Consider the following 25,020-nt stretch of genomic DNA (forward strand, 5'->3'; position numbering starts at 1 on the left):
ATGCCGGGATTCGATGCACTGACGGAGGCTTTTGCCAGGCAGGAGCTCTTCGAGGACAAGACGTGGCAGTTGTCTCCCTCGGCCTTCGCCCTGACGGATTCGCAGTTGGGGGAGATCGAGGCCATCGGAGCGGCCTGCGCCGACTTTCACCGGGCCCTCGAAATCCTCTATCTGAAGAGCGCCACCGGGAAAAACCTGCTGCGTAATCGTCCGCTGGAAGCCTCCTGGGTGGCGGATTACCTCGACCGGGGAAAGCCGGACTGGCTGGTTGACCACGCACGGTCGAAATCGCGCCGGGGCACGTTCCCGACCGTCCTTCGTCCCGATCTGCTCCTGACCGATGATGGATTTGCCCTGACCGAGTTGGACTCGGTGCCCGGCGGGATTGGGTTGACCGCCTTTCTTTGTGATCTCTACCGGGGAGAGGAAGCGATCGTCGGAGGCAGCGAGCCCATCCTTCTCAATTTCCATGCGAGCCTGGCGGGCCTTCGGCCCGAACTGACCAATCCGGTCATCGCGATTGTCGTCAGTGAGGAAGCGGCAACCTATCGCCCGGAGATGGTCTGGCTGGCGGGCCGCCTGCAGGAGCGCGGTTTCCGGGTACACTGCCTTGCGCCGGAGGAACTGTTCCCGCTGGGCGGAACCCTCTGTTTCGATCACGGGGGCACGCCGGAGAAGATCGATATCATCTATCGGTTTTTCGAGCTCTTTGACCTGGAGAATATCCAGGGTCGCGAGTTCATCATCGAAGCCCTGGAGACCGGTGAAGTGGCGGTGGCTCCGCCGCTTCGGCCGTTTCAGGAAGAGAAGCTTTCCCTGGCGCTTTTCCACCATCATCGGCTCCGTGACTTCTGGGCGGAGACTCTCTCCAAGCGGAGCCGGAAGCTCCTGAGTCAGATTATCCCCAGATCCTGGATACTCGATCCGGCCCCGGTGCCTCCGGGCGGGGTCCTCGACGGTCCGATGGTCGGGGGCTTCCCGTTGAGGGACTGGCAGGAACTGGCGGGTGCCTCCCAGAAGGAGCGCGATCTGATCGTGAAACGCTCGGGTTTTCATGAGACCGCCTGGGGCGCCCGCAGTGTGGTTCTGGGCAGCGATGTTTCGAAGGAGGAGTGGGGTGCGGCATTGGCCGAGGCGCTGGTCGGAGCTCCGGGTGGACTTCATATCCTGCAGGAATACCGCAAGCCGAAACGGGCGCGGCATCCGGTATTTGATCGGGATGGACAGACCAGAGAGGTCGAGGGCCGGGTGCGCCTGTGTCCCTATTATTTCGCGATCGGCGAAGAGACCCGATTGAGTGGAATCCTGGCGACATTCTGTCCGCCGGACAAAAAAATCATCCACGGCATGCAGGATGCGGCCCTGGTGCCGTGCCGTCGGACGGTTGGCGGGTAAGGCAGGGGTGGCCCCTCCGGTTGCCCGGGAATCCGTCTTTCCGTCGGGTTTGCGATGGAGGCTTGGCTTGCGCGCGGGCCCTAGAGAGTCAGGTCCATATGGACGTGTGGGATGCCGGCATCGTCAAAGGGGGGCGAGCCGTCCTTGCGGAATCCGAGTTTCTCGTAGAAAGGGACGGCCTGGGTCTGGGAGTGGAGGAAGACGGCGCTCCTGCCGTCATCCCGGGCGCACTGGATCAGTGTCTCGACCAATTGACGACCGATCCCCTTTCCCCTCCATCTCTTCAGCACAGCGATTCGACCGATCTGCCCGTTGTCGAGGAGTCGGGCGGTTCCGATCGGCTCGCCCGTGCTCAGGACGGCAAGCACGTGACGGACAGTCGGGTCCAGGCCATCGATCTCCAATTCGATCGGGACGCCTTGTTCGACGACGAAAACCTCGGTCCTGACCTGGCGGATGGACTCGGCATCGAGTTCCCAGTTTGCCCTTCGAATCGCGACCGTTTCGTGCTGCATGACGACGATTGATGGACGAAGAAACGTCCGATGGAAAGTCGTTTGATCGGGCGGGGAATCCGAATGGTCCCGGCGCGGGAGGTCATCACGAAGAATCGTGAGCACCGGTGTCGGGGCAGTCTCCGGCCGCGCATCCTCAGCGGTTCGCCTGAAGGAGCCGGGGCGATCAGAACGGACGGATGCGGAAATGCCTCCGATCCGGCAATTCGGGCCCGATTCGATTGCCTTGCGGAATCAGTCCCGGGTCGATTCGGCGAGTTGCTTTCTGAAGGGCCAGCGCAACCAGCTCTTCCGGCTGCCGGATTCCGCCTGAGCGGGAACAGCGCCGACCGGTTCGGATTCGGGAGGAACTTCCGGTTCGGCCTTGACCATGATGTTGGGAGGACGGGTGAGGGCACGCAGGACCGTGCTGTAAAGGAGTGGCTTGGTAAAGTAGTGGATGTGTTCCTGACGCAACAGGGCGATGTCGTCCTCGTTCAGACAACCGGAGACGATGGCGACCTTCAATCTCGGGTTCTGACGGCGGGCCTCGATAACAAACTTGACGCCCTGACCGTCCGGCAGGCGGTGATCGGCGATGATCACGTCGATGGAGTCCGGGTGTTCATCCATGAAACGACGGGCCTGTTCCACTCCGAGCATGGAATGCACCTGGTGTCCCATCGCCCGAAGTTGCTCTGAAGCCACTTCGTTCAGTTCCCATTCGTCTTCTAGGAATAGAATTCGCATCCGTTATCTCCCTGTTCAATACCGGTCAACAGGGTCTCTATACGGCAGAATTTCGCAGAAAATTACCCATTCCTGACCACAGACTGCGATTTTCCTGCTCCGCGTGGAAGTTGGACCGCGCCTGCGGGTAGAGGTTCAACGCCTCGAAGGGTCCTCGAATCGAGACAGAATGTCACTCCGGTTAATCGGAGGGACCGGGCCGGTCGTCAGCTCGGGTAGGAACCGGTGATATAATGCCAGAGGTTCTGGGCCTCGTCCTTGTGGGTGGCGACCAGCCAGCGGGTGATATCGCCGATCGACACGAGACCGATCAGTTTTCCTTGGTCGACCACCGGCAGGTGACGGTGTCGCTTCTCCGTGATGGTGGTCATGGCGTCGTCAATTGAGAGGTCGGGATGGACGGTTTCGACCGGGGCGGTCATGACCTCCGAAACGGGGGTGGTCACGGGCCGACCGCGGGCGACGACGCGTTGGAGGACATCGCGCTCGGTGAAGATGCCGACGGGCGCCTCGCCTTCCATGACGACGACGCAGCCGACTTTGTGGTCATTCATTTCCCGGACGGCCACTTCCACGGTGGCGGATGATTGCACGATGAACAACTGCGGCCCTTTCTGGGCCAGGAGAGTGGAGATGGTGAGTTTCATGGGTAGCTTGGGGGTATGCGGGTTGTGAGATTAGGGTGGGCGGAGATCAGGGCAATGCAAAATCCCGGGGGCGGAGACGGGTCGGCGCGGACGGTGCGCTGGCATGCGGTCGGACTCTTCCCCGCCTCGTTCGCTTTTTCAGTTGATTGAGGCCGGAGGGGCCCTTCAAATGCGCCCCTTATGCACCTCCGAGCCATCCGATTGAACGGCTTCAAGAGCTTCGCGGACCAAACCGAGCTTCGGTTTGAACGCGGGGTGACGGCCGTCGTCGGCCCCAATGGTTGCGGGAAGAGCAATATCGCCGACGCCATCCGGTGGGTTCTTGGCGAGCAGAGCGCGAAGGCGCTTCGAGGGGGCAAGATGCACGACGTCATCTTCTCGGGAACCGATTCGCGCAAGCCGCTGCCCATCTGCGAGGTATCGCTTCTCCTGACGGAATGCGAAACCGAGTTGGGCAGCGAGTATCACGAGATCGAGATCACCCGGCGGGTTTCCCGGGACGGCGGCAGCGATTATCTGTTGAACGGCCGTTCGTGCCGGCTGAAGGATATCCAGCGCCTCTTCATGGACACGGGGATTGGCCGGACCTCCTACTCGATCATGGCCCAGGGGCAGATCGATCAGATCCTTTCATCCAAACCGGAGGAACGGCGGGTCGTTTTTGAGGAAGCGGCGGGGATCACCAAGTACAAGAGTCAGCGTCGCGAGGCCCTCAATAAACTGGCGCTGGTCGATGCGAACCTCAGCAGGATTACGGATGTGATCGGAGAGGTCTCCCGGCAGATCGGGAGCCTGCGGCGACAGGCCTCGAAGGCCGTCCGCTACAAGAAGCTGAGCCACCGGCGTCGGCATCTTGAGCTGGCCCATGGCAACTTCGTCTGGCGTGAGCTGCAGTCCTCGGTCCACAAGCTGGAAGACCAGGCGTCCGGGTCCGATGGCTCGATCCGGCAGATGCAGGAAGAGCTGGAGCAGAAGAATCTCGCCCTGGCCGGGCGCAAGGGTGAGCGCCAGAACCTCAACGAGCGCATTCAGGAAGCCCAGCAGGGCGTTTTCGATCTCCGTTCGAAGCGTGAACAGGCACTCAACCAGGCCCATCTTTCGGAAGTCCGGCGAGCCGGCCTGCTCGAGCGGATTGACCAGGCCCGTCAGGATCTGGTCGGAATTGAAGAGCAACTGACCGAGTTGGCCGGCAGGGTCGATTCCGGGGTCCAGGACCGACAGTTCCAGCTCGATCTGGTCGGGACTTTTGACACGACATTCCGGGACCGCAGCGAAAAGCTCGATGCCGTTGAGAGGGCACTGGGCGCGGCGGAAAAGGACCTGCAGGAGCGCAAGCTCAGGCTGCTTGAGGCGGACAGCAGCCTGGTCCGTCTGCGCAATGAAGCGGCCAACCTCGAAGTCGACCTCAAGACGACCGAGCACCGGATCGCCCGTCTGGGTGAGGACCGGGCGGAGGCATCGACCGCCGCGGATGAAGCCGCCGGCAAGCTGGCCGATTTTGAATCCCGGCTGGATGCGGCCCGGCAGGCCCGGGAATTGCTGAAGGAATCGATTGAAAAGGCGCGGGAAGGGGCGGCGGAAGCCCTCGCGGATTTTCGCGGTATCCAGACCGAGATCCAGGGGCTCGACCGGCAGATCGCCCAGAAGACGGCCCGGCAGAAACTCCTGCAGCAGCTGCATGATCGTCTGGAAGGATTTGGCGAAGGTTCCAAGGCCCTGCTTCAGGGAAGGCTCAAGGGGGCTTTTGAGGGTCAATCCTTCACTGCAGTGACCGACGGCTTCAAGGTGAACCGCCGTCACAGCCGGGCGGTCGAAACGCTGCTCGGCTCGGCTCTCGAGGCGGTCGCGGTGGCCGACGAAGCCGTCGCGGGGGCTGTCCTGCGGGAGTTGAATGAGCGCAAGATCGGGTCGGGAGTGGTCCGTTTTCCGGTCGCCGAGCGGGCGTTGCCGGAATCCGCAGCTGTGCCGATTCCGGAGGGACTCCGCCCGGCCGGCGAGCTGATCACCTGCGCGGAAAGCGAGAACGGCACCCATCCGGTTGCCGCCTTGCTTGCCCCCTGTTATGTGGCCGAGAGTCTTGAAGGATTCCTTTCCTGGTGGAAGGAGAATCCAGGATTCCCGTTCCTGCTCGTCGCGACGATCAAGGGCGAGTTGATCGACCGGCGGGGACTCGTCCACGGGGGATTCAGGAAGGAGAACTCGGGCGGCATCCTCGAGCGCGAGGTCGAATTGCGGGAGACGACTGAAGAGATCGCCGCAGATGGGGCGCGCCTCGAATCCCTGCGGGCGGAAGCCGCCAAGCGCGGTGAGGCCCTGGAAGCCGCCGAGAAGGCGGTGGAACAGCGTCGGCAGGAGCAGTCCGAGGCGGTTCAGGAGACGGCCCGACTGGAGACCGAAACACGGAACGCGGCCCGTTCGCTGGACGAATTGAAGGCCCGGGTCGAAAGGCTTGACCGCGAACAGGCGGGCCTGGAGGAAAACCGGACCCGCGCAGCCGGGCGTCTCGCCGCCAACCGACAAAAGCTGTCCGAAGCCGAAGCGGCATCGGCGCAGGTGCGCGGGGGTATCGAGAAAGTGGAGTCACAGATCGCCGAGTTTCGCGAGGAACGCGACCGGCGGCGGGAGGAGCACGCCCAGGCTCGGTTTGAGCTGGCCGAAAAGAAGCAGAAGCTCGACCTGACTCTGCGGGGGCTGAGCGAGATGGGGCAGCGCCGGGCCACTCTGGAGGAGTTGAAGAAGAGCCGGGAACGCGAGATCGACAGTTGGGGGGAACAGTGCGAAGGCCTGGCGGCCGAGCACCAGGAAGAGCTGAACCGCGCCGAGTCCCTTGCGGTCACGGTGGCCACGGCCCAGGAGTCGGTTACCTCGATCAAGGGCAGGCTGCTGGCGGTGGAGGAGGCGGTCAGCCTGCTGGAGAAGGAACAGGCCTATCTTCGTGAACAGGTCGATGGCACCCGCGAGGGCCTCAACCAGGTCCAGATCCGTCTCGCGAAGGAGCAATCGCAGATCACCTTTCTGCTCGAGGAAATGATCCGGGAACATCAGACCGACCTGAAACTGGTCGACTGGCGATTTGAGCTCTGGCTGGCCGGACGGCAGCCGGAGGGAATCCGCCGGATCGACGACCCGGAGGATGACGCCCGGTCCCGGGAAGCCGAGGGGAATGGCGATGCCGGGGGCGGCGACGATTCGGATGTTCCGGACGAGGCCGTGGTGGAGGATCGGAAGGCACAGCCGACGACTGAGGAGCTGGCCGCGTTTGATACGGTCGACTGGTCGGCGGTCAAGGCCGAGTGCGAAGCTCTGCGTGGGCGTCTGAACGCGATGGGACCGGTCAATCTGGTCGCGATCGAGGAATACAGCGAGTTGAAGCAGCGCCACGAGTTTCTCGAAAACCAGAGCCGGGATCTGGTGCGTTCAAAAGAACAATTGCTTGAGGCGATCGACGAGATCAACCGGACCTCGCAGGAGCAGTTCACGGCGACCTTTGAACAGATCCGGACGAATTTCGCGGAGACCTTCAAGATCCTCTTCGGGGGAGGGCGTTCCGGGCTGGAACTGGTCGCCTCCGACGACCCCCTTGAATCGGGGATCGAGATCGTGGCGCAGCCGCCGGGAACGCGGTTGCAGAATGTGTCCCTGCTTTCGGGAGGGCAGAGGACGATGACAGCGGTCGCTCTCCTCTTTGCCATCTACATGGTCAAGCCCAGTCCTTTCTGCGTTCTTGACGAGCTCGATGCTCCGCTCGACGAATCGAATATCGGCCGCTTTACCACGCTGCTGCGGCAGTTCACGGACAGTTCCCAGTTCATCATCATCACCCACAACAAGCGGACGATCGCGGCCGCTCAGGCCATTTACGGGATCACGATGGAGGAGAAAGGGGTCTCCAAGGTGGTTTCGATGCGATTCCACACCGAGCACCACGAATCGGAAATGGCCAAGCTGGCGGTGGCTGCGGCGGATTGACCCCGTTGGATCGCCTCCCCTGACGCGATAGCCTCTTACGGGTTGTTTTTGGGACCGGGAGTCAGTTAACGTGGCCGGATGTCAATTGAGCGTCTGATCGTGGATGGCCTCGGCTGGTCGGGAGCCATCATTCTGGTCGTGGCCTATTTTCTGGTTTCGCACGGAAAATGGCCGGGCGATTCAGTCAAGTACAACGTCTTTTCCATCGTGGCCAGTCTGCTGGTGGGCCTGAACGCGCTCTATCATGGTGCCATTCCCTCGGTCGGTCTCAACCTGATCTGGATGTTGATCGGCGTGAATGCCCTTCGGCTGCTGCGGTCACGGCGCAGGGCGGAAGCGGGCACGGATTGAACTTTCCATCTCCCGGTCAGCAGCCCACCATGCAGCCGATGTTCGAGCGGTTGTGGAATCTCACGAAGCGGGGTCGGTCCCCCGATGTCCCGGCCGAGGTCTCTGCCGCGACCACCGGCTCAGCGGGCGAACGGGCCGCGGCGGATCATCTCGTTCGGGTGAAAGGGATGCATGTCCTGGCCCGGAACTGGCGGGAAGGAAAGGACGAGATCGACCTGGTGTGCCGGGACGGGGAGATCCTCGTTTTTGTCGAGGTGAAGACCCGGCGGGCCGGCGCGCGGGTCCCGGGCTATTTCACGGTCAACGGACGCAAGAAGAAGGCGTTGTTGCGGGCGATTCGCGCCTACCGAGCCCGGGTCTCGCCGAAGCCGGCCTCCGTTCGCTTCGATGTGGTCGAAGTCGAATCGACCGACGGGGAGCCCGGCCAGATCCGGCATTTTGAAAATGTTTCTCTTTTCTCCAAAGCGTTTGCCAGATCCCGATGAGGGATCGAGAGTGCAGACCTGTTGGATAAAACGACCGTCTGCAAATATCAGCCTATGGTGGACAAGGAAAACAAGCGTCATCCCTTTCTTGAGGGCTTGAGCAAGCACCGGGGGGCACCGCCCACCGTCATGGTCATCTTCGGGGCCTCCGGCGACTTGACCGCGAGGAAGCTGATTCCGGCCATTTACAACCTGGCCTACGACGGGCTTCTACCGGCCGATTTCCGGTTGATCGGTTTTGGCCGCAAGCCGATACCTGACGAGGATTTCCGGAAGATCTCGCGGGAGGCGGTCGAGGAATTCTCGCGCCGGGAGATCGACGACGCCATCTGGGCGCGGGTGGAGGAGGGCACCTTTTACCGGTCCGGGGGTTACGATGAAACCGCCGCCTTCGATCAATTGCGCAAGGATATTGAGGGCATGGAACAGCAGATCGGCCGCGATCTCCAGAGCCTCTTTTACGTCTCGACGCCGCCGACGGTCTTCGAGCCGATCATCGAGAATCTGGGACAGGCCGGCCTGGCGGCCCGGCACCTTGGATCCCCCCAGGCGTCCAAGGTGGTCATTGAGAAGCCGTTCGGTCGGGATCTGGAGTCGGCCCGCCACCTCAACAAGGTGATCTCAGGTGTGTTTCGGGAAGATCAGGTCTACCGGATTGACCACTATCTGGGCAAGGAGACGGTCCAGGACCTCCTGGTCCAGCGTTTTGCCAATGCGATTTTCGAACCCCTGATGAACCGTCGTTACGTGGACTGCGTGCAGATCACCGTGGCGGAGGATCTGGGGGTGGGTTCACGCGGGGGCTACTACGAGGGTAGCGGGGCCACCCGCGACATGATCCAGAATCACACCATGCAGCTGCTCAGCCTGACGGCGATGGAGCCTCCGGTCTCCCTCGATCCCGAGTCGATCCGGGACGAGAAGGTCAAGTTGCTCAAGGCTGTCCAGCCAGTGGATCTGAAGCCCGAGAGCGGCGATGTTGTCAGGGGGCAATACGGCGAGGGATTGATCGGAGGGCAACGTGTCCCGGATTACCGGCAGGAAGCGGGGGTTGATCCCGAGTCGAATACCGAGACGTATGCGGCGCTGCGGCTCTCGATCAACAATTGGCGATGGGCCGGGGTACCGTTCTACCTGCGCTCAGGAAAGCGGATGGCACGGCGGGTCAGTGAGATCGCGATCATCTTCAAGAGTCCGCCCGGAGGTCTCTTTTCCGATTCGAAGCAGTTCAATCTCGCCCAGAACACCCTGGCCTTTCAGATCCAGCCGGACGAGGGATCGACGGTCACCCTGAATGCCAAGACCCCGGGCCTTGAAACCCGGACCCAGCCGGTCCGCATGCATTTCCGTTACAGCACGACATTCGGATCGAACACACCGGAGGCCTACGAGCGCCTGGTTCTCGATGCGATGATCGGAGACAGCACGCTCTTCATCCGCGGTGACGAAACCGAAGCTTCCTGGAAGCTGATCACCCCGTTGCACGATTTCTGGGACTCGGTCGGTCGACGGGGTATGGAATCCTACGCGAGCGGATCCTGGGGGCCTCTCGCCGCCGAGCGGTTGCTCTGGGAAAACCGCCACGAGTGGCGCCGGCCGTAAGGGAGGCAAGCATCCGGATCATGCCAGCGATTTTTAACGCCCTTCCCGGCTTCGAGGTTCCGATGAGTTCGGTCCTCGGAACCCTGGCCTCCCTCTGGGAAATGGGGAAACCCGGCGCAAAGTCGGCTCCCTCCGAGTTCCGGGCATCCCAGATGAACCTGGTCCTCCATCTGGGGCACGATCATACCCCGGAATCGGCCCGCCGGATGTTTGATGCCGTCCTGCGTTTCGCCCAGCGTTACCCCTGCCGGATTGTCGCACTCTGCCCACGCATGTCGGAAACGGGAAGCGATGAGCTCGGGGCGAAGGTGTTTGGCGAGTGCTACATTGGAAAATCCCGGGCCGAGATGAGCTGCTGCGAAGCGGTCATTGTCGGGTATCCCAACTCGCAGCGCGGTTTTCTGGAGAATCAGGTGACGACGCTGATCGAGAGCGACCTGCCGCTTTATTATTGGCCGTCGCGGGTTCGGAGCGGGCCCAAGATCGCCGACTACGGTTTTTTCCTGAATCAGGCGAAACGGATCGTCATTGATTCGGCGATCGAGAATGAGACGGTTCTCGCCTTCAACTGGCCCAAGCCGGAGAACCTCCGCGATCTTGCGGATGCGCGTCTGCTCCAGGTCCGCCAGTCCGTGGGGCAGTTTCTGAGCAGTTATCCCCCGTCGGAACTGATCCGCGATCTGGCCAGAGTGGAGATCGCGGCGGAGCCCGGCTTGAAGGCTGAAGCCGGCTTTCTTCGGAAGTGGGTCGAGGGGAACCTCCGTGCCTGTGCGGAAGATTCTGGAGGCGCGGTCAGCGAACCGGTGGTTGAGGTCCGGCCATCGTTGGAAGAAGGGGGATCGATGGCGATGGCTTGGGTCTACACCGATGGTCGGTCGTTCACTTGGTCGGTGGATTTCGAGTCCGGACGGGCTTCAATCGAGTCGAACCTGGGGGGGACGCGGGTGAGCCGGAGCTCGATCGTGCGGCTGCTGACGACCGAGCGGGCCCTGGGTGAGGCGCTCTTCTTCTGAGCAGGGACGTTCTCGGAGCGGCGGCTGCGCCGCGCTGCCATCGGAAAATCCGGCCGGCAAATTCTGTTCATCCGGCATGATCGACTTGACCGGATCGGGGGAAACGGACATACCGGTTAACGCCCGCTGTTTGTTGCGGGCATGCTTTCACCTCCATTAGACCCGAAAATGACAACCCGCAAAATCGAGATCCTTGAAAACCACACCGGGGAGCTGGGCGAAGCCATCCAGCACGAAGATCACCTGGTGGAGTCCGAATGCTACCACTACGACAGTGGCTCCATTCTGGAAGTCGCCGTGCACGATGAGGAGCACGAGCACTGGCATATTTTCACGGATCTGGATTCGGGTCACCGATTCAAGATCGAGCCCTCGAAATACCGGCGGCTTCCCTGAAGAGGGCGCCGGCTTACTGCCCGACGACCAGGGCGGCGTAGTTGCGCTTGCCCTTGCGAAGAAGCAGGAAGCGATCGAAGAGGAGCGATTCGGGCGTGACGACCGCGAGCGGGTCGTCCCAGCGTTGATTGTTCACATAGGCACCGCCGCCCTGGATGTCCTTGCGGGCCTGACCCTTGGAATGCGATAGCCCTGTCTTCACGAGCAGATCGACGAGGGGGAGCCCGGATCCGAACTCGCCCGACGGGAGATGGTGGTTGGGCACCTCGGTCGCCAGATCGGCGAGGGCGGTTTCGGAGATTCCATCGATGGACCCGCCGAAGAGGACCTGGGTGGCGCGGATCGCATCCTTGGTGGCGTCCTCTCCGTGGACGAGGGTCGTCAGCTCGCGCGCCAGGGCCTGATGGGCCTCGCGGGCGTGGGGGCGTTCCTCGTGGGCGGCGGCCAGCGCTTCGATTTCCTGGTGCGAAAGAAAAGTGAAGAGCTTCAGCCGGGGAATGACGTCGCGATCGTCCGTCTGGATGAAGTACTGGTAGAATCGGTAAGGACTGGTCTTGGTCGGATCGAGCCAGACGGCGCCAGCCACGCTCTTGCCGAACTTGCTTCCGTCGGCATTGGTGATCAGGGGAAGGGAGAGGCCGTAGGTCTGGACCGATGATTTCTTCCGGCAGAGATCGATGCCCGCCGTGATATTGCCCCATTGGTCGGAACCGCCGATCTGCAGGGTGCAGCCCTCGGCCTGATTGAGGTGCCAGAAATCATGCGCCTGCAGAAGCATGTAGCTGAATTCGGTGAAGCTGATCCCGGATTCGCGGTCTTCCATCCGCGCCCGAACGCTTTCCTTGGCGATCATCATGTTGACCGTGAAGTGCTTGCCGGTTTCGCGCAGAAAATCCAGAAAGCCGATCGGGGCGAACCAGCTTGCGTTGTCACAGAGCAGGGCGGCGTTGGTCAGTGACGGTGAGAAATCGAGCAGACGGTGCAGCTGGGTCTTGACGCCGGCAATATTGGTTTCGAGCCGTTCCCGGGTGAGAAGCTGTCTCTCGGTGGTGCGGCCGCTGGGATCTCCGATCATACCGGTGGCTCCCCCTGCGAGGGCGATCGGGCGGTGTCCCGCCAGCTGGAAACGCCGGAGAGTCAGAAGCGGGACGAGACTTCCGACGTGGAGGCTGTCGGCCGTCGGGTCGAAGCCTGCGTAGAGCGTGACCATCCCCGCTTGCAGATGCCCTTCCAACTCATCGGGGTGAGTGCAGTCGACAAGCAGGCCGCGCCAGCGAAGATCGTCCATCAGATTCATGGGGGGCATTTATCCTACCGGGTCAGGGCAGCGACAAGGCCAAAAAGGAGGCGACGCGCTCCGGCGATAGCCTGACTGCCGATTGCCTGAGTAGGGCAGGACGGGGTGGCATCCGATGATCCCGATCGGTCCCGGCGGCATGTTGCCGCGCATTTGAGCCAGTCTCCGAAATTGGTTTGTCTCACCGTGGTTTTGATTGCACGGTGGAAGCTCTTATCTGACAGACCAAGGGTCTGTCGTCATTTCAACATCAACCCATCATCTGACCATGGCATTGGCAAAAGGCGTTAAGGCCCCCGATTTCGCATTGAAAAGCAAGCAGCCCGAGGGGCTCGTCGAGTACAAACTGAGCGATAATTTCGGCAAAAGGCCGACGGTTCTGCTCTTTTTCCCCCTCGCGTTCACCAGCGTCTGCGAATCCGAGCTGTGCTCAATCCGCGATTCCATGAAGGACTATGAGGACCTGAACGCCGCCGTCTACGGGATCAGTGTCGACAGTCCGTTTTCGCTCGAGGTGTTTGCCCGGCAGAACAAGCTGAATTTCCCCCTCTTGAGCGACTTCAACAAGCAGGTAAGCCAGGCCTATGACGTGCTTTATGCCGATCTCCTCGGCTTCAAGGGCGTTTCCAAGAGGTCGGCCTTCGTGGTGGGCAGCGACGGCAACATTCTCTTCAGCTCTTCGAGCGACGACGCGAAGGTCCTGCCCGACTTCAACGCGGTCAAAGCCGCTCTTGCCGGCTAGCCTTCCACTTCCACGCCACCTTCTCTTCCGTCCTTCAGCCGCCTTTCAATGAGTCTTCCCGTCAATCCCTTCAATTCACTGAAATCGCTCGGTCCCGGTCCTTCGGGCGACCGCCTCTATTACTCGCTTCCGGCTCTGGAAGAAGCGGGCCTGGGAGCGATTTCGAGACTTCCGGTCAGCATCCGGATCGTTCTCGAGTCGGTTCTGCGCAATTGCGACGGCAAGCGGGTCATGGAGTCGAATATCAGGGAACTGGCGGGATGGAAGGCCTCCGCACCGGCTCCGATCGAGATTCCTTTCGTGGTCGCCCGGATCGTGCTTCAGGATTTCACCGGGGTGCCCCTGCTCGTCGACCTGGCGGCCATGCGGTCGGCCGTCGCCCGGCTGAAGCGTGATCCGGCCCTGATCGAGCCCCTCGTTCCGGTCGATTTGGTCATCGATCACTCGGTCCAGGTCGACCGCTCCGGGACGGCGGGCGCTTTTCTTGAGAACCTGAAGATCGAGTTTGAGCGCAACCGCGAGCGCTATGAGTTCCTCAAGTGGGGACAACAGGCCTTTGAGACCTTCAAGGTGGTGCCGCCCTCGGTCGGAATCGTCCACCAGGTCAATCTCGAGTACCTGGCCCAGGTCGTCTTCAGCCGGGAAGTGGGAGGCAGCCGTATCTATTTTCCGGATACACTGGTCGGGACCGATTCCCATACCACCATGATCAACGGTCTCGGGGTGGTCGGCTGGGGCGTCGGCGGGATAGAGGCGGAGGCCGGCATGCTGGGTCAGCCGGTTTACTTCCTGACGCCGGAGGTCATCGGAGTGCGCCTGACCGGGCGTCTCGGCGAGGGGGTCACCGCGACCGACCTCACCCTGCGCATCACCGAGCTTCTGCGAAGGGAGAAGGTGGTCGGCAAGTTCGTCGAGTTCCACGGTCCCGGTGCGACCGAACTGACCCTGGCGGATCGCGCAACCATCGCCAACATGGCGCCGGAATACGGCGCCACCATGGGCTTTTTCCCGGTGGACGAACGGACCCTCGATTACCTGACGGCGACGGGCCGCGCCCCCGACCAGGTGAACCTGGTTCGCGACTATTACCGGGCCCAGGGGATGTTCGGGATTCCTGATGGCCCGGAAATCGACTACACCAAGGTGGTCCATCTCGACCTCGCTTCGATCGTGCCCGCGGTGGCGGGCCCGAAACGGCCGCAGGATCGGATCGATGTTCCGGAGCTCGGACGGCAGTTCGTCGATCTCTATTCGAAGAAGGTGGAGGAGGGCGGTTTCGGCCGCGATGGCTCCAGCCGGACCCGGAGCGTGCCGGTGGAGGGACAGGGGGGCGAGATCACCAACGGTTCAGTGCTGATCGCGGCCATCACCAGCTGCACCAACACCAGCAACCCGAGCGTCATGCTCGCTGCCGGCCTTGTGGCCAAGAAGGCGGTCGAGCGCGGCCTCAAGGTGCCGGCCTGCGTCAAGACGAGCCTCGCTCCGGGGTCCCGGGTGGTCACCGATTACCTGAAGGAGACCGGTTTGCAGGCCTACCTCGACCAGATCGGATTCAACCTGGTCGGTTACGGATGCACGACGTGCATCGGCAACAGCGGACCGCTCGCCCCGGAGATCGAGGCGGCCATCGAGAAGGGCGGACTGGTCGCGGCCAGCGTCCTTTCCGGCAATCGCAACTTCGAGGCCCGGGTGCATTCCTCAATCAAGGCGAATTTCCTGATGTCTCCTCCCCTCGTGGTCGCCTTCGCCCTGGCCGGTCGGGTCGACCTGGACCTGACGACGGATCCCATCGGCAAGGGGTCTGATGGACGGGACGTCTACCTTCGCGATATCTGGCCCTCGAACCAGGAAATCCTCGATTGCATCAATCGCGGCTTGAAGCCGGAGATGTTCCGGCGCCAGTACGAGGATCTGACCGGGGCCAACCCGGAATGGAACGCGATTGAGGCGGTCACCGGAGAGCTGTATCGGTGGAATGAGGACAGCACCTATATACAGGAGCCGCCCTTCTTCGAGGATTTTTCCCTCGAGGTCGGTTCGATTTCCCCCATCGGGGAGATGCGGCCGCTCGCCATCCTCGGCGACTCGGTCACGACCGATCATATATCGCCCGCAGGTTCCTTCTCCAAGGACACGCCGGCCGGTCGTTATCTGATCGGGAAGGGAGTCAGTCCGGCCGATTTCAATTCCTATGGATCCCGCCGGGGCAATGACCGGGTGATGAAGCGCGGCACCTTCGCCAATGTCCGGATCAAGAACCTGATGGCGGGCGGCAAGGAAGGCGGGTTCACCCGCCTGATGCCGGACGGAGAGGTCCTCCCGGTCTTCGATGCCTGCGAGGCCTACGCGAAGCGTAATGTTCCGCTCATCGTGGTGACCGGGGTCGACTATGGCATGGGGAGTTCCCGCGACTGGGCCGCCAAGGGCACCCGGCTTCTCGGGGTCCGCGCAGTCGTGGCACGCAGCTATGAGCGCATCCACCGGAGCAACCTGGTGGGCCTGGGCATCCTGCCGCTCGAATTCAAGGAAGGCACGAGTGCGGCTTCCCTGGGGCTCGACGGTTCGGAGGTGTATTCGGTTCCGACTCTGGACGACGGGATCAAGCCAGGTCAGGATATCGACCTGGTCATCCGGCGGGCCGATGGGTCAAGTGAATCGGTGCCGGTCACGGTTCGGATCGATACGCCCATCGAGGTTGATTACTATCGGCATGGAGGTATCCTGCCCTACGTGTTGCGGGAGATTCTGAAGCAACAGGGATGAGGGAATTGTATCCTTATTCGAGAGAAATGGGCAGAAACGGATAGGGGCGACTGACGACAATGGCCGAGACGACCAATCCCAGTTTTCTGGTGGATGCCTATTCGGATCCTGTCCTGATCCGGGTCCGGGGGCGGGCGTCGTTTGCCAACAGCGGCAGTCTGCGCGAGTTTCTCAGTGAAATGATGAGCCAGGGAAAGCGGCGTTTCGTCATCGACTTCAGCGCCTGCACGGGGATGGACAGCACTTTTCTGGGCGTTCTGGCCGGGTTGGCCCTGGATCTGCGGAAATCGAAACCCCGGGGCGTGGCGGTCTTCTGCCGGCTGGGAACCCGCAATCTGGAGCTGATCCGCAACCTCGGTCTGCACCGGTTGGCGACGGTCGATCTCGGCGGCGATCTCACGCCGACGGGAAACGCGGTTGAGCCGCTGGCCGCGACCCGAATGGATGAGCTCGAGAACGCCCGGATGTGTCTGGAGGCCCATGAGAATCTAGTGGAGGCGGATCAGGCCAACCAGGAGAAGTTCCAGGATGTGCTCGTGTTCCTGAAGAACCGGGTCGATCAGGGTTGATCCATGGTTGTTTTTTTCGCCGGTTTACTGGCAGGTGGAGCGATTTTCTTCGGACTCTACCTGAACGCGCGCCGCGAACGCGAACGCATCGAGGCGGAGAAGCAGCGTGTCTTTCAGGAGAAGGAGATCGTGGTCGAGTTCATGCACGACATGGTCGAGGCCCTCGGGGAGGGGCTGTCCCGACAGGAGCTCTTTCAGCGCATCGTGCATGCCGCCATCCTCTCGACGGGAGCCCTCAGTGCCTGTGTCTTCGAGCGGATCGACGGGGACCGGCTGCAGGGGGTTGCGGTGGAGGGCCTTTTTCCGCCTCACCGTCCGCTGCCGGAGAGTTCGAGGGTCAAGCTGATCACCCGGGCCCGCTTTATTGAGCAGATCCTCCGATCGGAGACCTTCGCCATCGGTGAGGGCTTTGTCGGCGGAGTGGCCCGGACCCGAAAGGCGGAGCTGATCGAGAATGGATCGGAAGATCCGCGCATCATCCAGCATGACGATCCGGCATTATCCGTCCGGTCGATGATCGCCGCTCCTATTCTCTTCGGAGATCGTCTGATCGGCGTTCTCGCCGTGGCCAATCCGGCGACCGGTCGTTCGTTCACCGCCACGGATTTCTCGCTGGTCGAATCGCTGGCTGAGCAGGCCGGGCTGGCCGTCCACAACAACGAATTCCTTTCCCTGCAGATCGAGAAGCGGCAGCTCGATCTCGATCTGTCGGTGGCCCGGGATATCCAGCAACTGCTGGTTCCGAGCGAGATCCCGCAGATCGCCGGACTCGATGTGGACGTGCGTTATATTCCGGCCCAGCAGGTCGGAGGGGATCTCGTCGATGTTTTTCCCCTTGAAGGAGGCCGACTCGGTGTGGCCGTGGCGGATGTTTCCGGGAAGGGTGTACCCGCCTCCATTCTCATGGCCATCTGCCGAACCCACCTCAGGAACTTTGCCGGCCTGCACCGCTCCCCCTCCCACGTTCTGCGGGAAACCAACCGGGCCATGACCGGCGAGATGCGGCAGGGGATGTACATTACCATCGTGCTCGCGATCATCGATCCGCTGGAGAATCGGATCGTGCTGTCGAGAGCCGGACATGAGTTGCCCCTCATCGGGCGCCCGGACGAGACCAATCGCTTCGGGCTGGAGTTCCTCTCGTCCGAGGGGATGCCGGTCGGAATGGTCGACGCCGAACTCTTCGACGAAGTGGTGGAGGACCTGGCAGTGGGTTTCCATCCCGGCGATCTGCTCACCCTCTATACAGATGGGATCACCGAGGCGCCCAATGCCGACGGGAGGGAGTTCACGGGTGCGCGTCTGCTCGATGCGGTCAAGACGCTGCGCAGCCGCAGTTCTTCCGAGATCATCTCCGGCATCCTGGAGATGGTCGGGCGCTTTTCCGGGCGGTCCCGCTTTCCCGATGACATTTCCCTGGTCGTGGTCAAACGCCTGGGGCCGGGGGCCACCTGATAGCCGGATGGGCGTTGCCTTTTCGTTTGCGTTTGGGCCGCCTCGAAACACGTTCTCCGTCATGGCGACAGTCACTGAGGAATCTCATCCCGCCCGGTTATCCCTGCCGGATTCGAACGGTCATTTTGGTCCCTATGGCGGGGTATTTGTTCCGGAGACGCTGATGACGGCTCTCGGGGAACTGGCTGCGGCCTACGAAGAAGCCCGTGGCGATCCGGCTTACCAGGCGGAGCTGAACCGGCACCTCAAGGAATTCGCGGGTCGGCCGACGGAACTCTATTTTGCCGAGCGGCTGACCGAGATGCTGGGGGGTGCCCGCATCTACTTCAAACGGGAGGACCTGCTGCATACCGGAGCGCACAAGATCAACAACGCCATCGGCCAGGCCCTGCTCGCCCGACGGATGGGCAAGAAGCGGATCATTGCCGAAACCGGAGCCGGCCAGCACGGGGTGGCTACGGCGGCGGTCTGTGCGAAGTTCGGACTTGAGTGCGTCATCTACATGGGCGCGGTCGATATGGAACGCCAGGCTCTCAATGTCTACCGGATGCGGCTCTGCGGGGCCGAGGTGCGGGGGGTCGAGGCGGGACAGAAAACACTCAAGGAAGCGATCAATGAGGCCATGCGCGACTGGGTCACGAACGTCGACTCCACCCATTACATACTCGGGTCGGCCCTCGGATCCCACCCTTACCCGATGATGGTCCGGGATTTCCACCGGGTGATCAGCCGGGAGACGCGGGAACAGATCCTGGCAAAGGAAGGCCGCCTGCCCGATGAGATGGTGGCCTGTGTCGGGGGTGGCAGCAATGCGATCGGGTTCTTCTTCGACTTTCTTGCGGATGAAGGTGTCCGCCTGGTCGGAGTGGAGGCCGGCGGCCGGGGGATTGTGCCCGGCGGTCATGCCGCCCGGTTTGAGGGAGGGCGGCTGGGCGTCCTTCAGGGCTGCAAGACCTATATCCTGCAGAATCCCGTTGGTCAGATCGAACTGACCCATTCGGTCTCCGCCGGATTGGACTACGCCGCGATCGGACCGGAACACGCCTATTACCGCGACCGGGGGCGCATTGAGTTTGCCTACGCCACCGATGACGAGGTCATGGAGGCCTTTCAGGTCTGCTGCCGGACCGAGGGCATCATTCCGGCCCTCGAATCAACCCATGCCCTTGTCCATGTGATGAAGCGGGCCCGGGAACTGGGCCCGGACAAGATCATCCTGATGAACATGAGCGGCCGGGGCGACAAGGATGTTCAGCAGGTCGCGGCGATTCTCGGCGGAACCCCCGACGTATCATGAGAAGCATGACGGGTTTCGGCCGGGCCGTCCGGACCGGTGCTGATTGGGAGACCATTGTCCAGGCCAGCTCGGTCAACCGCAAGAGCCTCGAGGTGGCGGTCTCCATGCCGCGGTCCTGGCAGTGGCTGGAGCCGGAGGTCACCCGCCGGGTCCGGCAGACGGTTCAGCGGGGCCGGATCCAGGTCGCCATCGAATGCCGTTCGGTCAGGGGGGCCGGGGGAATCACGGTCGACGAGGCGGCCATCGACGGGGTGGTGGCGCGGTTGGCGGCCTATGCGCGGGAGAGGGGTCATCGGTTTGAACCCGATGCCGCCTTCCTGCTTCAACTTGTCCTGGCCCGTCGCGACGATCGGGAGGGCCCGGCGGACGATGAGCTTTCGGACCTGGTCAGTCCGGTCCTCGACGAGGCCCTGGCGGCGCTCGTGCTGATGCGGGACCGTGAGGGCGAGGCCCTGGCGGCGGATTTGAGTGCCCGGACGGAGGTGCTCCGGTCGCTGACTCTGCGGATCGGGGAATTTTCGGAGGCCACGGTGGCGGACCACCGGGCCCTGCTCTTGCAGCGATTGAATCAGGCCGGCCTCGAGCTGGATGTGTCGGATGAGCGGGTCCTCAAGGAGGTCGCGCTTTTTGCGGATCGTTGCGACATCACGGAGGAATTGACCCGGCTGGGGAGTCATCTCGACCAATTCGGGGAACTCTGCCGGTCGCAGGAGTCCGTCGGGCGGACCATGGAATTCCTGCTACAGGAAGTGGGGCGGGAAATCCACACCGTGGGCAGCAAATCCAACCGGCTGGAAATCGCGCGGCTGGTCATCGATTTCAAGAACGAGCTCGAACGCATCCGGGAGCAGGTCCAGAACGTCGAGTAGGCCACGGGGTCGTGGCGGATGCCGAGATCGCTGAGTGACAGGTCCTGTTAGGATTTTCTCTCACGGAGCCACAGAGGCACTGAGCGGATCAGCGACGTATCCTATTGGTTCGGTTGCTACCGATATCGATCAGCACTTCGCCAAGTTGAGGATCTCATCCCATTCCCATCCTTCCTCTGTGCCTCCGTGCCTCTGTGAGAATCACTCTCCCTTTCCCCGAACAGCCCCAGTTGCAGGCCATTCGGGGAAGACCCCTTTTCAGGGTTCCCGGAAGCTGTGGATGAGGTAGAGACCGACTCCGATGCAGATGGCGGCGTCCGCCAGGTTGAAGGCGGGCCAGATGAATGAGCCGAAATGGAAGTCGAGGAAGTCGATGACATGGCCGTGGAGGATCCGGTCGACCAGGTTGCCGACGATACCGCCGCAGAGAAGCCCGAAGCTCACCTGGACGAGCGGACGACCGAGGGCGAGTTGCCGGCGGAAGAAGAAGATGCCGGTCAGGGTGGCGATGGCGAGGAGGGCGAGCCAGAAGCTCTTGCCGGCAAAGAGACCCCAGGCCGCCCCGGTGTTGCCGACATGGACGATGTTGAAGAAGCCGGGGATGACGACGAGGTTGTCGGGCGGGAAATAGGCGTTGAAGGGCAGGTTCCTGTGTATCCATATCTTGGATACCTGATCGGCCGCAAAGACGGGAACGGCGATGAGGAAAAGCCACCGGTAGGCGGCGATCCGGGTTCGCAGACTGGGAAAGGGAGGGGAGGCGGACATCCGGCGCTGTGGCGGAAGGGGCCGGCGCGGGAGGAGCGGATGCCGCCGCCCTGCGCCGTGCTCCCGTCGATTCAATCGTCGGAGTCTTCCTGGATGAAGCCGCTGGCGTCGGCATCGGCGGCATCCCCGAAGATCCCGCCTCTCTGCACACTGCGGCGGCGCGTCTTCTCGACCTGGGCCTGACTCTCGACCGAATACCGGGCGAAAGGAACGGCGAGGAGTCGTTCCTTGGCGATCGGCTTGCCGGTCAATTCACAGTTTCCGTAGGTGCCGAGCTTGATCCGTTTGATTGCTTCCTCGATTTCGTGGAGGGCTTCCTGTTCGCTCGAGACGAGGCTGAGGGCAAAATCCCGGTCAAAGGTGTCGGTTCCGGCATCGGCGATATGCTGGCTGTAGCCGGAGAGGTCGCCGGAATCCTCCTTGCTCGAACGTTTGAGGGTATCTTCCGAATGAAGGTGGATGTCGGATTTCAGGTGGTTGCGCAGGTCGACGAGGATCCGGTAGTAGCGGAGGTGTTTCTTGGGAATCTTCTCTTCCTCGTCTTCCAGCGGGGTCTTGCCGCCCTTCGGGTTGTAGCCGAGGATGTCGGCGAGTGATGCGGCGCCGAGGATCCGTTGCTCCTGCTTGATTGACTCGAGATCGGCCGCCTTCTTTGCGGCGGCCGCTTCATCAACCTCCTTCGCGGCCTTGGCGGTCTTCTCCGCCCGCATTTCATTGGTCTTGGCGATCTCGAGGACCTCCTCGAGGGTGAAGGCCGCGCGGCGGGCATGCTTGATCCGGGAGGTCTTCTTCCGGGTCGGCATGGGCCGGGGAGCCTTTTCGATCGTCGCGGGCGCAGAATCGGCGGCCGCTTTGGCGACGGGCTTTTTCTTGGTGGCAGGTGTCGTGGATTTTTTCAAAGCAGCAGTTGGAGTGCTTGTGGTAACGGCTTCGGGAGCCTTCTTCTTGATCGGAGAGCGAGCCGGCGTCTCATTTGTTTTCTTGACGGCGGGTCGGGTGGTCTTGGTGGACGCTTTCCGGGCGGGTACGACCGCCTTTTTTGAACGGGAGGCGGAAGTGTCAGGGGTCTTTTTGGCTGCGGGTTTTGCGGCCGTTTTCTTGGCCTGCGGTTTGGCAACCGCTTTCTTGGCCGAGGGCTTGGCGGCTTTCGCCTTCTTTTTTGCCGGCGTTCTGGCGGGAGCCTTCCTGGCAGGTGTCTTCCCCGAGGGATTGGCGGTCTTCTTTGTGCTCTTGGCGGGTTTCTTTTTTGAGGATTCTTTGGCCATGGATAGTGGGGGTTAAGAGGCCGTCTTGAGACAGCCGCTAAGAAAGGGTTGGGTCAGGGATGTTCTGTCGCAGCCGCGCAACGCGGGCAGAGGGGATCGGAGGAAGCCGGGTCGATGGGCTCGAGGGTTCGCCAGCAGCGCGGACAACGATCGCCCTCAGCCGGGCAGGTGGAAATCTCCGGTTCGCCTCCATCCTTGGCCACGAGGTGGACCTGGGAGACGATGAAGATCTCCGGCAGGCTTTCGCGGTACTTGGTGAGAAGGCCGGAGAGTGGTGACGATGTGTCCGCGCGAATGGTGACGGCAGCCTCCAGGGACTTCCCGATCGAGCCGGCCTGGCGCAACTGCTCAAGCTTCTCGTAGATCCGGCCACGGAACTGGAGGATCTCGTCGATTTCGATCATGGTCGTCGTCCGGGTCCTGTCGTTCTGGGCGTCCGGCCATCCGTGGAGGATGAGCGCGTCGTTGCCGTATTCCTGTTTCTGCCGGTGATAGGACCAGGCTTCGTCGCAGGTGAAGGGCAGGATCGGGGCGAGGACACGGATCAGGGTGGTGAAGATCCGGTGGATGGCGGTCTGGGAGGAACGCCGCAGGGGGTCGTCCGGTGCCAGGGTATAGAGCCGGTCCTTCAGGATGTCGTGATAAAGTGACGAGAGGGTGACCGAGCAGAATTGGTTGCAGAGCTGGTAGACGCGGTGGAGCTCGATCTTCCCGAAGGCATCGGTGGCCTGAGCAAGGAGTTCGTCCGTCTTGGCCAACGCCCATTGGTCGATCGGATCGAGGGCGGCCGGCTCGACCGCGTGGCGTTCCAGCTCGAAGTCGAAGAGGTTCGAGACCTGGAACCGCAGGGTGTTGCGGAAGAGCCTATAGGTTTCCCCGATATGGCCGAGAATCTCCTCGGAGACCGGAATGTCGTTGCGGAAATCGGTCGAGGCGACCCAGAGACGGATGACATCCGCCCCGTATTTGTTGATGAAGGTGTCGGCGGTCTGGGGCTTTCCGTCGCTCTTGCTGATCTTGCGTCCGTCCTGACCGACCACGAACCCGTGGGTCAGAATCTTGCGGTAGGGGGGGTGACCGGCCACGACCATCCCGGTCCAGAGCGACGATTGGAACCACCCGCGGTGCTGATCGCTGCCTTCGAGGTAGAGGTCGGCCGGCCAGGGCAGACCCCGACTCTTGAGCACGGCGAGATGGCTGCTGCCGGATTCGATCCAGACGTCGAGCGTGTCGGTCCCCTTGTGCAGGGGACGGGATTTCCAGTCGCCGGGGAGTTCAATCCCGCTGAGCAACTCTTCCGGTGATTCACGGAACCAGAGATTGACACCCGCCTGTTCGACTTTGTCGGCGATGCCGCGGATGACCCCGGCATCCAGCAGGGCATTCCCGTCGTCATCGAAGAAGGCGGGGATGGGCACGCCCCATTGGCGTTGCCGACTGATGCACCAGTCGGGCTTGGACTCAACGGCACCGCGGATGCGGTTCTCGCCCCAGGCGGGAATCCACTCGACTTCACCGAGCGCCTTGAGCGCCCGTTGCCGCAGGCCGTCGTGATCGACGGAGATGAACCACTGATCCATGGCCCGGAAGACAACCGGGGTCTTGGAACGCCAGCAGTGCGGGTAGCTGTGCTTGAGTTTGCTCAGTTTGACCAGGGAGCCGGTCGCTTCGAGTTTGCGCAGAACCGCTTTGTTCGCGTCGGACCAGCCATCGTTTTCCAGAACGGAAAGTCCGACGAGGTCGGCCGGGATCCGGCCGTCGTCCACGTAGGCACCCTTGTCGTCGAGCGGGCAGTAGATATCAAGACCGTAGGCGAGGCCGGTCTGATAGTCCTCCAGGCCGTGTCCGGGAGCCGTGTGGACGCAGCCGGTGCCGGCTTCGGTCGTGACATATTCGGCCAGGACGATCGGGCTGGCCCGGTCGATGAAGGGGTGGCGGGTTTCCAGGTGCTCAAGCTCGGCACCACGGATTGTCCTGACCTCGGAGAGATTCCCCAGTCCGGTCTCGGTCGCGAAACGTTCGGCCAGGGCCGAAGCTACGAGGAAGTGTTCGTCTCCATGGCGCAGGACCGAGTAATCGAGGGCGGGGTGGACGGCGATGGCCAGGTTGGCGGGCAGGGTCCACGGGGTCGTCGTCCAGATGACGGCACTGAGTTTTCCGTCGATCCCGAGTTTTGAGGGATCGGTCACACCAAAGCGGACCCAGATGGACGGGCTGAGGTGATCCTTGTACTCAATCTCCGCTTCGGCCAGAGCCGTTTCGCAGGGGATCGACCAGTAGACCGGTTTCTTGCTCCGGTAGACGAGACCCTGCTCAACGAAAGCGGCGAAGGTGCGCAGAACGGTCGCCTCGTAGGCCGGATCCATGGTCCGGTACTCGGCAGCCCAGTCGGCCAGGACCCCCAGTCGGGCAAACTGCGGACGCATCGTCTCCATGTAGGACCGGGAGAAGGCCGCGCATGCCTCCCGGAGTTCGGGGGTCTCCAGCATCTGACCCTTTTCCTGTAGTTCCCGGGTCACTTTGGCCTCGATGGGCAGTCCGTGGCAATCCCATCCGGGGATATAGGGTGCGTGGTGGCCGCGGGCCAGGTGGAAGCGAACGATCGTGTCCTTGAGGATCTTGTTCAGCGCGGTTCCAATGTGGACATGCCCGTTGGTGAACGGCGGGCCGTCGTGCAGCACGAAGGAAGGACCGTCCCGGTTCTTTTCGAGGGCGCGATGGTAGACGTCGATCGATTCCCAATGCGCCAACCTTTTCGGCTCGCGAGCCGTCAGATTCGCCCGCATGGGGAAGTCGGTCCGCGGCAGGTTGAGAGTGTCTTTGTAGTCCTGTGCCATGACCTGGCCGGTCAATTGAAAAGCGCGCAATAGTGGCCCCCGGGGACCGGGTGTCA

Annotated in this window: 21 protein-coding genes; 14 read left to right on the forward strand and 7 right to left on the reverse strand. The window is 62.2% G+C overall.

Annotated elements, in window-relative coordinates:
• Entirely contained in the window at positions 1-1,395 is a 1,395-nt protein-coding gene (locus tag R3F07_06335; protein ID MEZ5275977.1) for a hypothetical protein, read from the forward strand.
• Positions 1,396-1,475: 80 nt separating this feature from the next.
• On the opposite strand, the gene R3F07_06340 is transcribed toward R3F07_06335, so the two are convergent.
• From R3F07_06340 to R3F07_06350, 3 genes are all read right to left on the reverse strand, one after another.
• Entirely contained in the window at positions 1,476-1,910 is a 435-nt protein-coding gene (locus R3F07_06340) for a GNAT family N-acetyltransferase (GenBank protein ID MEZ5275978.1), read from the reverse strand.
• A gap of 234 nt (positions 1,911-2,144) precedes the next feature.
• Positions 2,145-2,639 (reverse strand): response regulator, encoded by a 495-nt coding sequence (locus tag R3F07_06345; GenBank protein MEZ5275979.1) that lies wholly within the window; start codon positions 2,637-2,639, stop codon positions 2,145-2,147.
• Between the two features lie 206 nt (positions 2,640-2,845).
• On the reverse strand, positions 2,846-3,286 hold the full coding sequence (locus R3F07_06350) for a CBS domain-containing protein (GenBank protein ID MEZ5275980.1): 441 nt from the start codon (positions 3,284-3,286) through the stop codon (positions 2,846-2,848).
• A gap of 180 nt (positions 3,287-3,466) precedes the next feature.
• Here R3F07_06350 and smc point away from each other — a divergent pair, with 180 nt between their 5' ends.
• The 6 genes from smc (at position 3,467) to R3F07_06380 (ending at position 11,102) form a co-directional block, all read left to right on the forward strand.
• Entirely contained in the window at positions 3,467-7,255 is a 3,789-nt protein-coding gene (smc, locus tag R3F07_06355; GenBank protein ID MEZ5275981.1) for a chromosome segregation protein SMC, read from the forward strand.
• Positions 7,256-7,333: 78 nt separating this feature from the next.
• Positions 7,334-7,606: a hypothetical protein gene (locus R3F07_06360; GenBank protein ID MEZ5275982.1), complete on the forward strand. Its 273-nt coding sequence runs from the start codon at positions 7,334-7,336 to the stop codon at positions 7,604-7,606.
• A gap of 29 nt (positions 7,607-7,635) precedes the next feature.
• The gene (locus R3F07_06365; protein ID MEZ5275983.1) at positions 7,636-8,091 is read left to right on the forward strand and encodes a YraN family protein; all 456 of its coding nucleotides are present in this window, start codon (positions 7,636-7,638) and stop codon (positions 8,089-8,091) included.
• Positions 8,092-8,145: 54 nt separating this feature from the next.
• Complete coding sequence (gene zwf / locus R3F07_06370) at positions 8,146-9,693, forward strand: glucose-6-phosphate dehydrogenase (GenBank protein ID MEZ5275984.1); 1,548 nt, start codon at positions 8,146-8,148, stop codon at positions 9,691-9,693.
• A gap of 20 nt (positions 9,694-9,713) precedes the next feature.
• The gene (locus R3F07_06375; GenBank protein ID MEZ5275985.1) at positions 9,714-10,706 is read left to right on the forward strand and encodes a glucose-6-phosphate dehydrogenase assembly protein OpcA; all 993 of its coding nucleotides are present in this window, start codon (positions 9,714-9,716) and stop codon (positions 10,704-10,706) included.
• 168 nt (positions 10,707-10,874) lie between these two features.
• Positions 10,875-11,102, forward strand: a complete 228-nt coding sequence (locus R3F07_06380) for a hypothetical protein (GenBank protein ID MEZ5275986.1) — start codon at positions 10,875-10,877, stop codon at positions 11,100-11,102.
• 13 nt (positions 11,103-11,115) lie between these two features.
• On the opposite strand, the gene tyrS is transcribed toward R3F07_06380, so the two are convergent.
• The gene (gene tyrS, locus R3F07_06385) at positions 11,116-12,399 is read right to left on the reverse strand and encodes a tyrosine--tRNA ligase (protein ID MEZ5275987.1); all 1,284 of its coding nucleotides are present in this window, start codon (positions 12,397-12,399) and stop codon (positions 11,116-11,118) included.
• Positions 12,400-12,667: 268 nt separating this feature from the next.
• On the opposite strand from tyrS, the gene R3F07_06390 reads away from it, so the two are divergent.
• The 6 genes from R3F07_06390 to R3F07_06415 all read left to right on the forward strand — a co-directional run bounded on the left by R3F07_06390 (position 12,668) and on the right by R3F07_06415 (position 20,094).
• A complete protein-coding gene (locus R3F07_06390; protein MEZ5275988.1) occupies positions 12,668-13,141 on the forward strand; it encodes a redoxin domain-containing protein in 474 nt (157 codons plus the stop codon).
• A gap of 48 nt (positions 13,142-13,189) precedes the next feature.
• Positions 13,190-15,904, forward strand: coding sequence for an aconitate hydratase AcnA (gene acnA, locus R3F07_06395; protein MEZ5275989.1), 2,715 nt, complete (start codon positions 13,190-13,192; stop codon positions 15,902-15,904).
• A 59-nt stretch (positions 15,905-15,963) separates the two neighbouring features.
• Entirely contained in the window at positions 15,964-16,473 is a 510-nt protein-coding gene (locus tag R3F07_06400) for an STAS domain-containing protein (GenBank protein ID MEZ5275990.1), read from the forward strand.
• A gap of 3 nt (positions 16,474-16,476) precedes the next feature.
• A complete protein-coding gene (locus R3F07_06405; protein ID MEZ5275991.1) occupies positions 16,477-17,928 on the forward strand; it encodes a GAF domain-containing SpoIIE family protein phosphatase in 1,452 nt (483 codons plus the stop codon).
• Positions 17,929-17,989: 61 nt separating this feature from the next.
• Positions 17,990-19,225, forward strand: coding sequence for a tryptophan synthase subunit beta (gene trpB / locus R3F07_06410; protein ID MEZ5275992.1), 1,236 nt, complete (start codon positions 17,990-17,992; stop codon positions 19,223-19,225).
• Positions 19,222-20,094 carry a YicC/YloC family endoribonuclease gene (locus R3F07_06415; GenBank protein ID MEZ5275993.1) on the forward strand — a complete coding sequence of 291 codons (873 nt, stop codon included), beginning with the start codon at positions 19,222-19,224 and terminating at the stop codon, positions 20,092-20,094. The genes trpB and R3F07_06415 overlap by 4 nt, the downstream gene beginning before the upstream one ends.
• 258 nt (positions 20,095-20,352) lie before the next feature.
• Here the strand turns inward: R3F07_06415 and lspA are convergent, their stop codons facing one another.
• Both lspA and R3F07_06425 read right to left on the reverse strand, forming a co-directional pair.
• Positions 20,353-20,862: a signal peptidase II gene (lspA, locus tag R3F07_06420; GenBank protein MEZ5275994.1), complete on the reverse strand. Its 510-nt coding sequence runs from the start codon at positions 20,860-20,862 to the stop codon at positions 20,353-20,355.
• A gap of 71 nt (positions 20,863-20,933) precedes the next feature.
• Positions 20,934-21,665 carry a TraR/DksA C4-type zinc finger protein gene (locus tag R3F07_06425; GenBank protein MEZ5275995.1) on the reverse strand — a complete coding sequence of 244 codons (732 nt, stop codon included), beginning with the start codon at positions 21,663-21,665 and terminating at the stop codon, positions 20,934-20,936.
• Between R3F07_06425 and R3F07_06430 the strand changes: the two genes are divergently transcribed.
• On the forward strand, positions 21,664-22,143 hold the full coding sequence (locus tag R3F07_06430; protein MEZ5275996.1) for a hypothetical protein: 480 nt from the start codon (positions 21,664-21,666) through the stop codon (positions 22,141-22,143). The genes R3F07_06425 and R3F07_06430 overlap by 2 nt on opposite strands.
• A gap of 37 nt (positions 22,144-22,180) precedes the next feature.
• On the opposite strand, the gene ileS is transcribed toward R3F07_06430, so the two are convergent.
• A complete protein-coding gene (gene ileS / locus R3F07_06435; protein MEZ5275997.1) occupies positions 22,181-24,964 on the reverse strand; it encodes an isoleucine--tRNA ligase in 2,784 nt (927 codons plus the stop codon).
• Positions 24,965-25,020: the final 56 nt, after the last annotated feature.

This window comes from Opitutaceae bacterium (genome assembly GCA_041395105.1).
In the GTDB taxonomy this organism is placed as follows: domain Bacteria; phylum Verrucomicrobiota; class Verrucomicrobiia; order Opitutales; family Opitutaceae; genus B12-G4.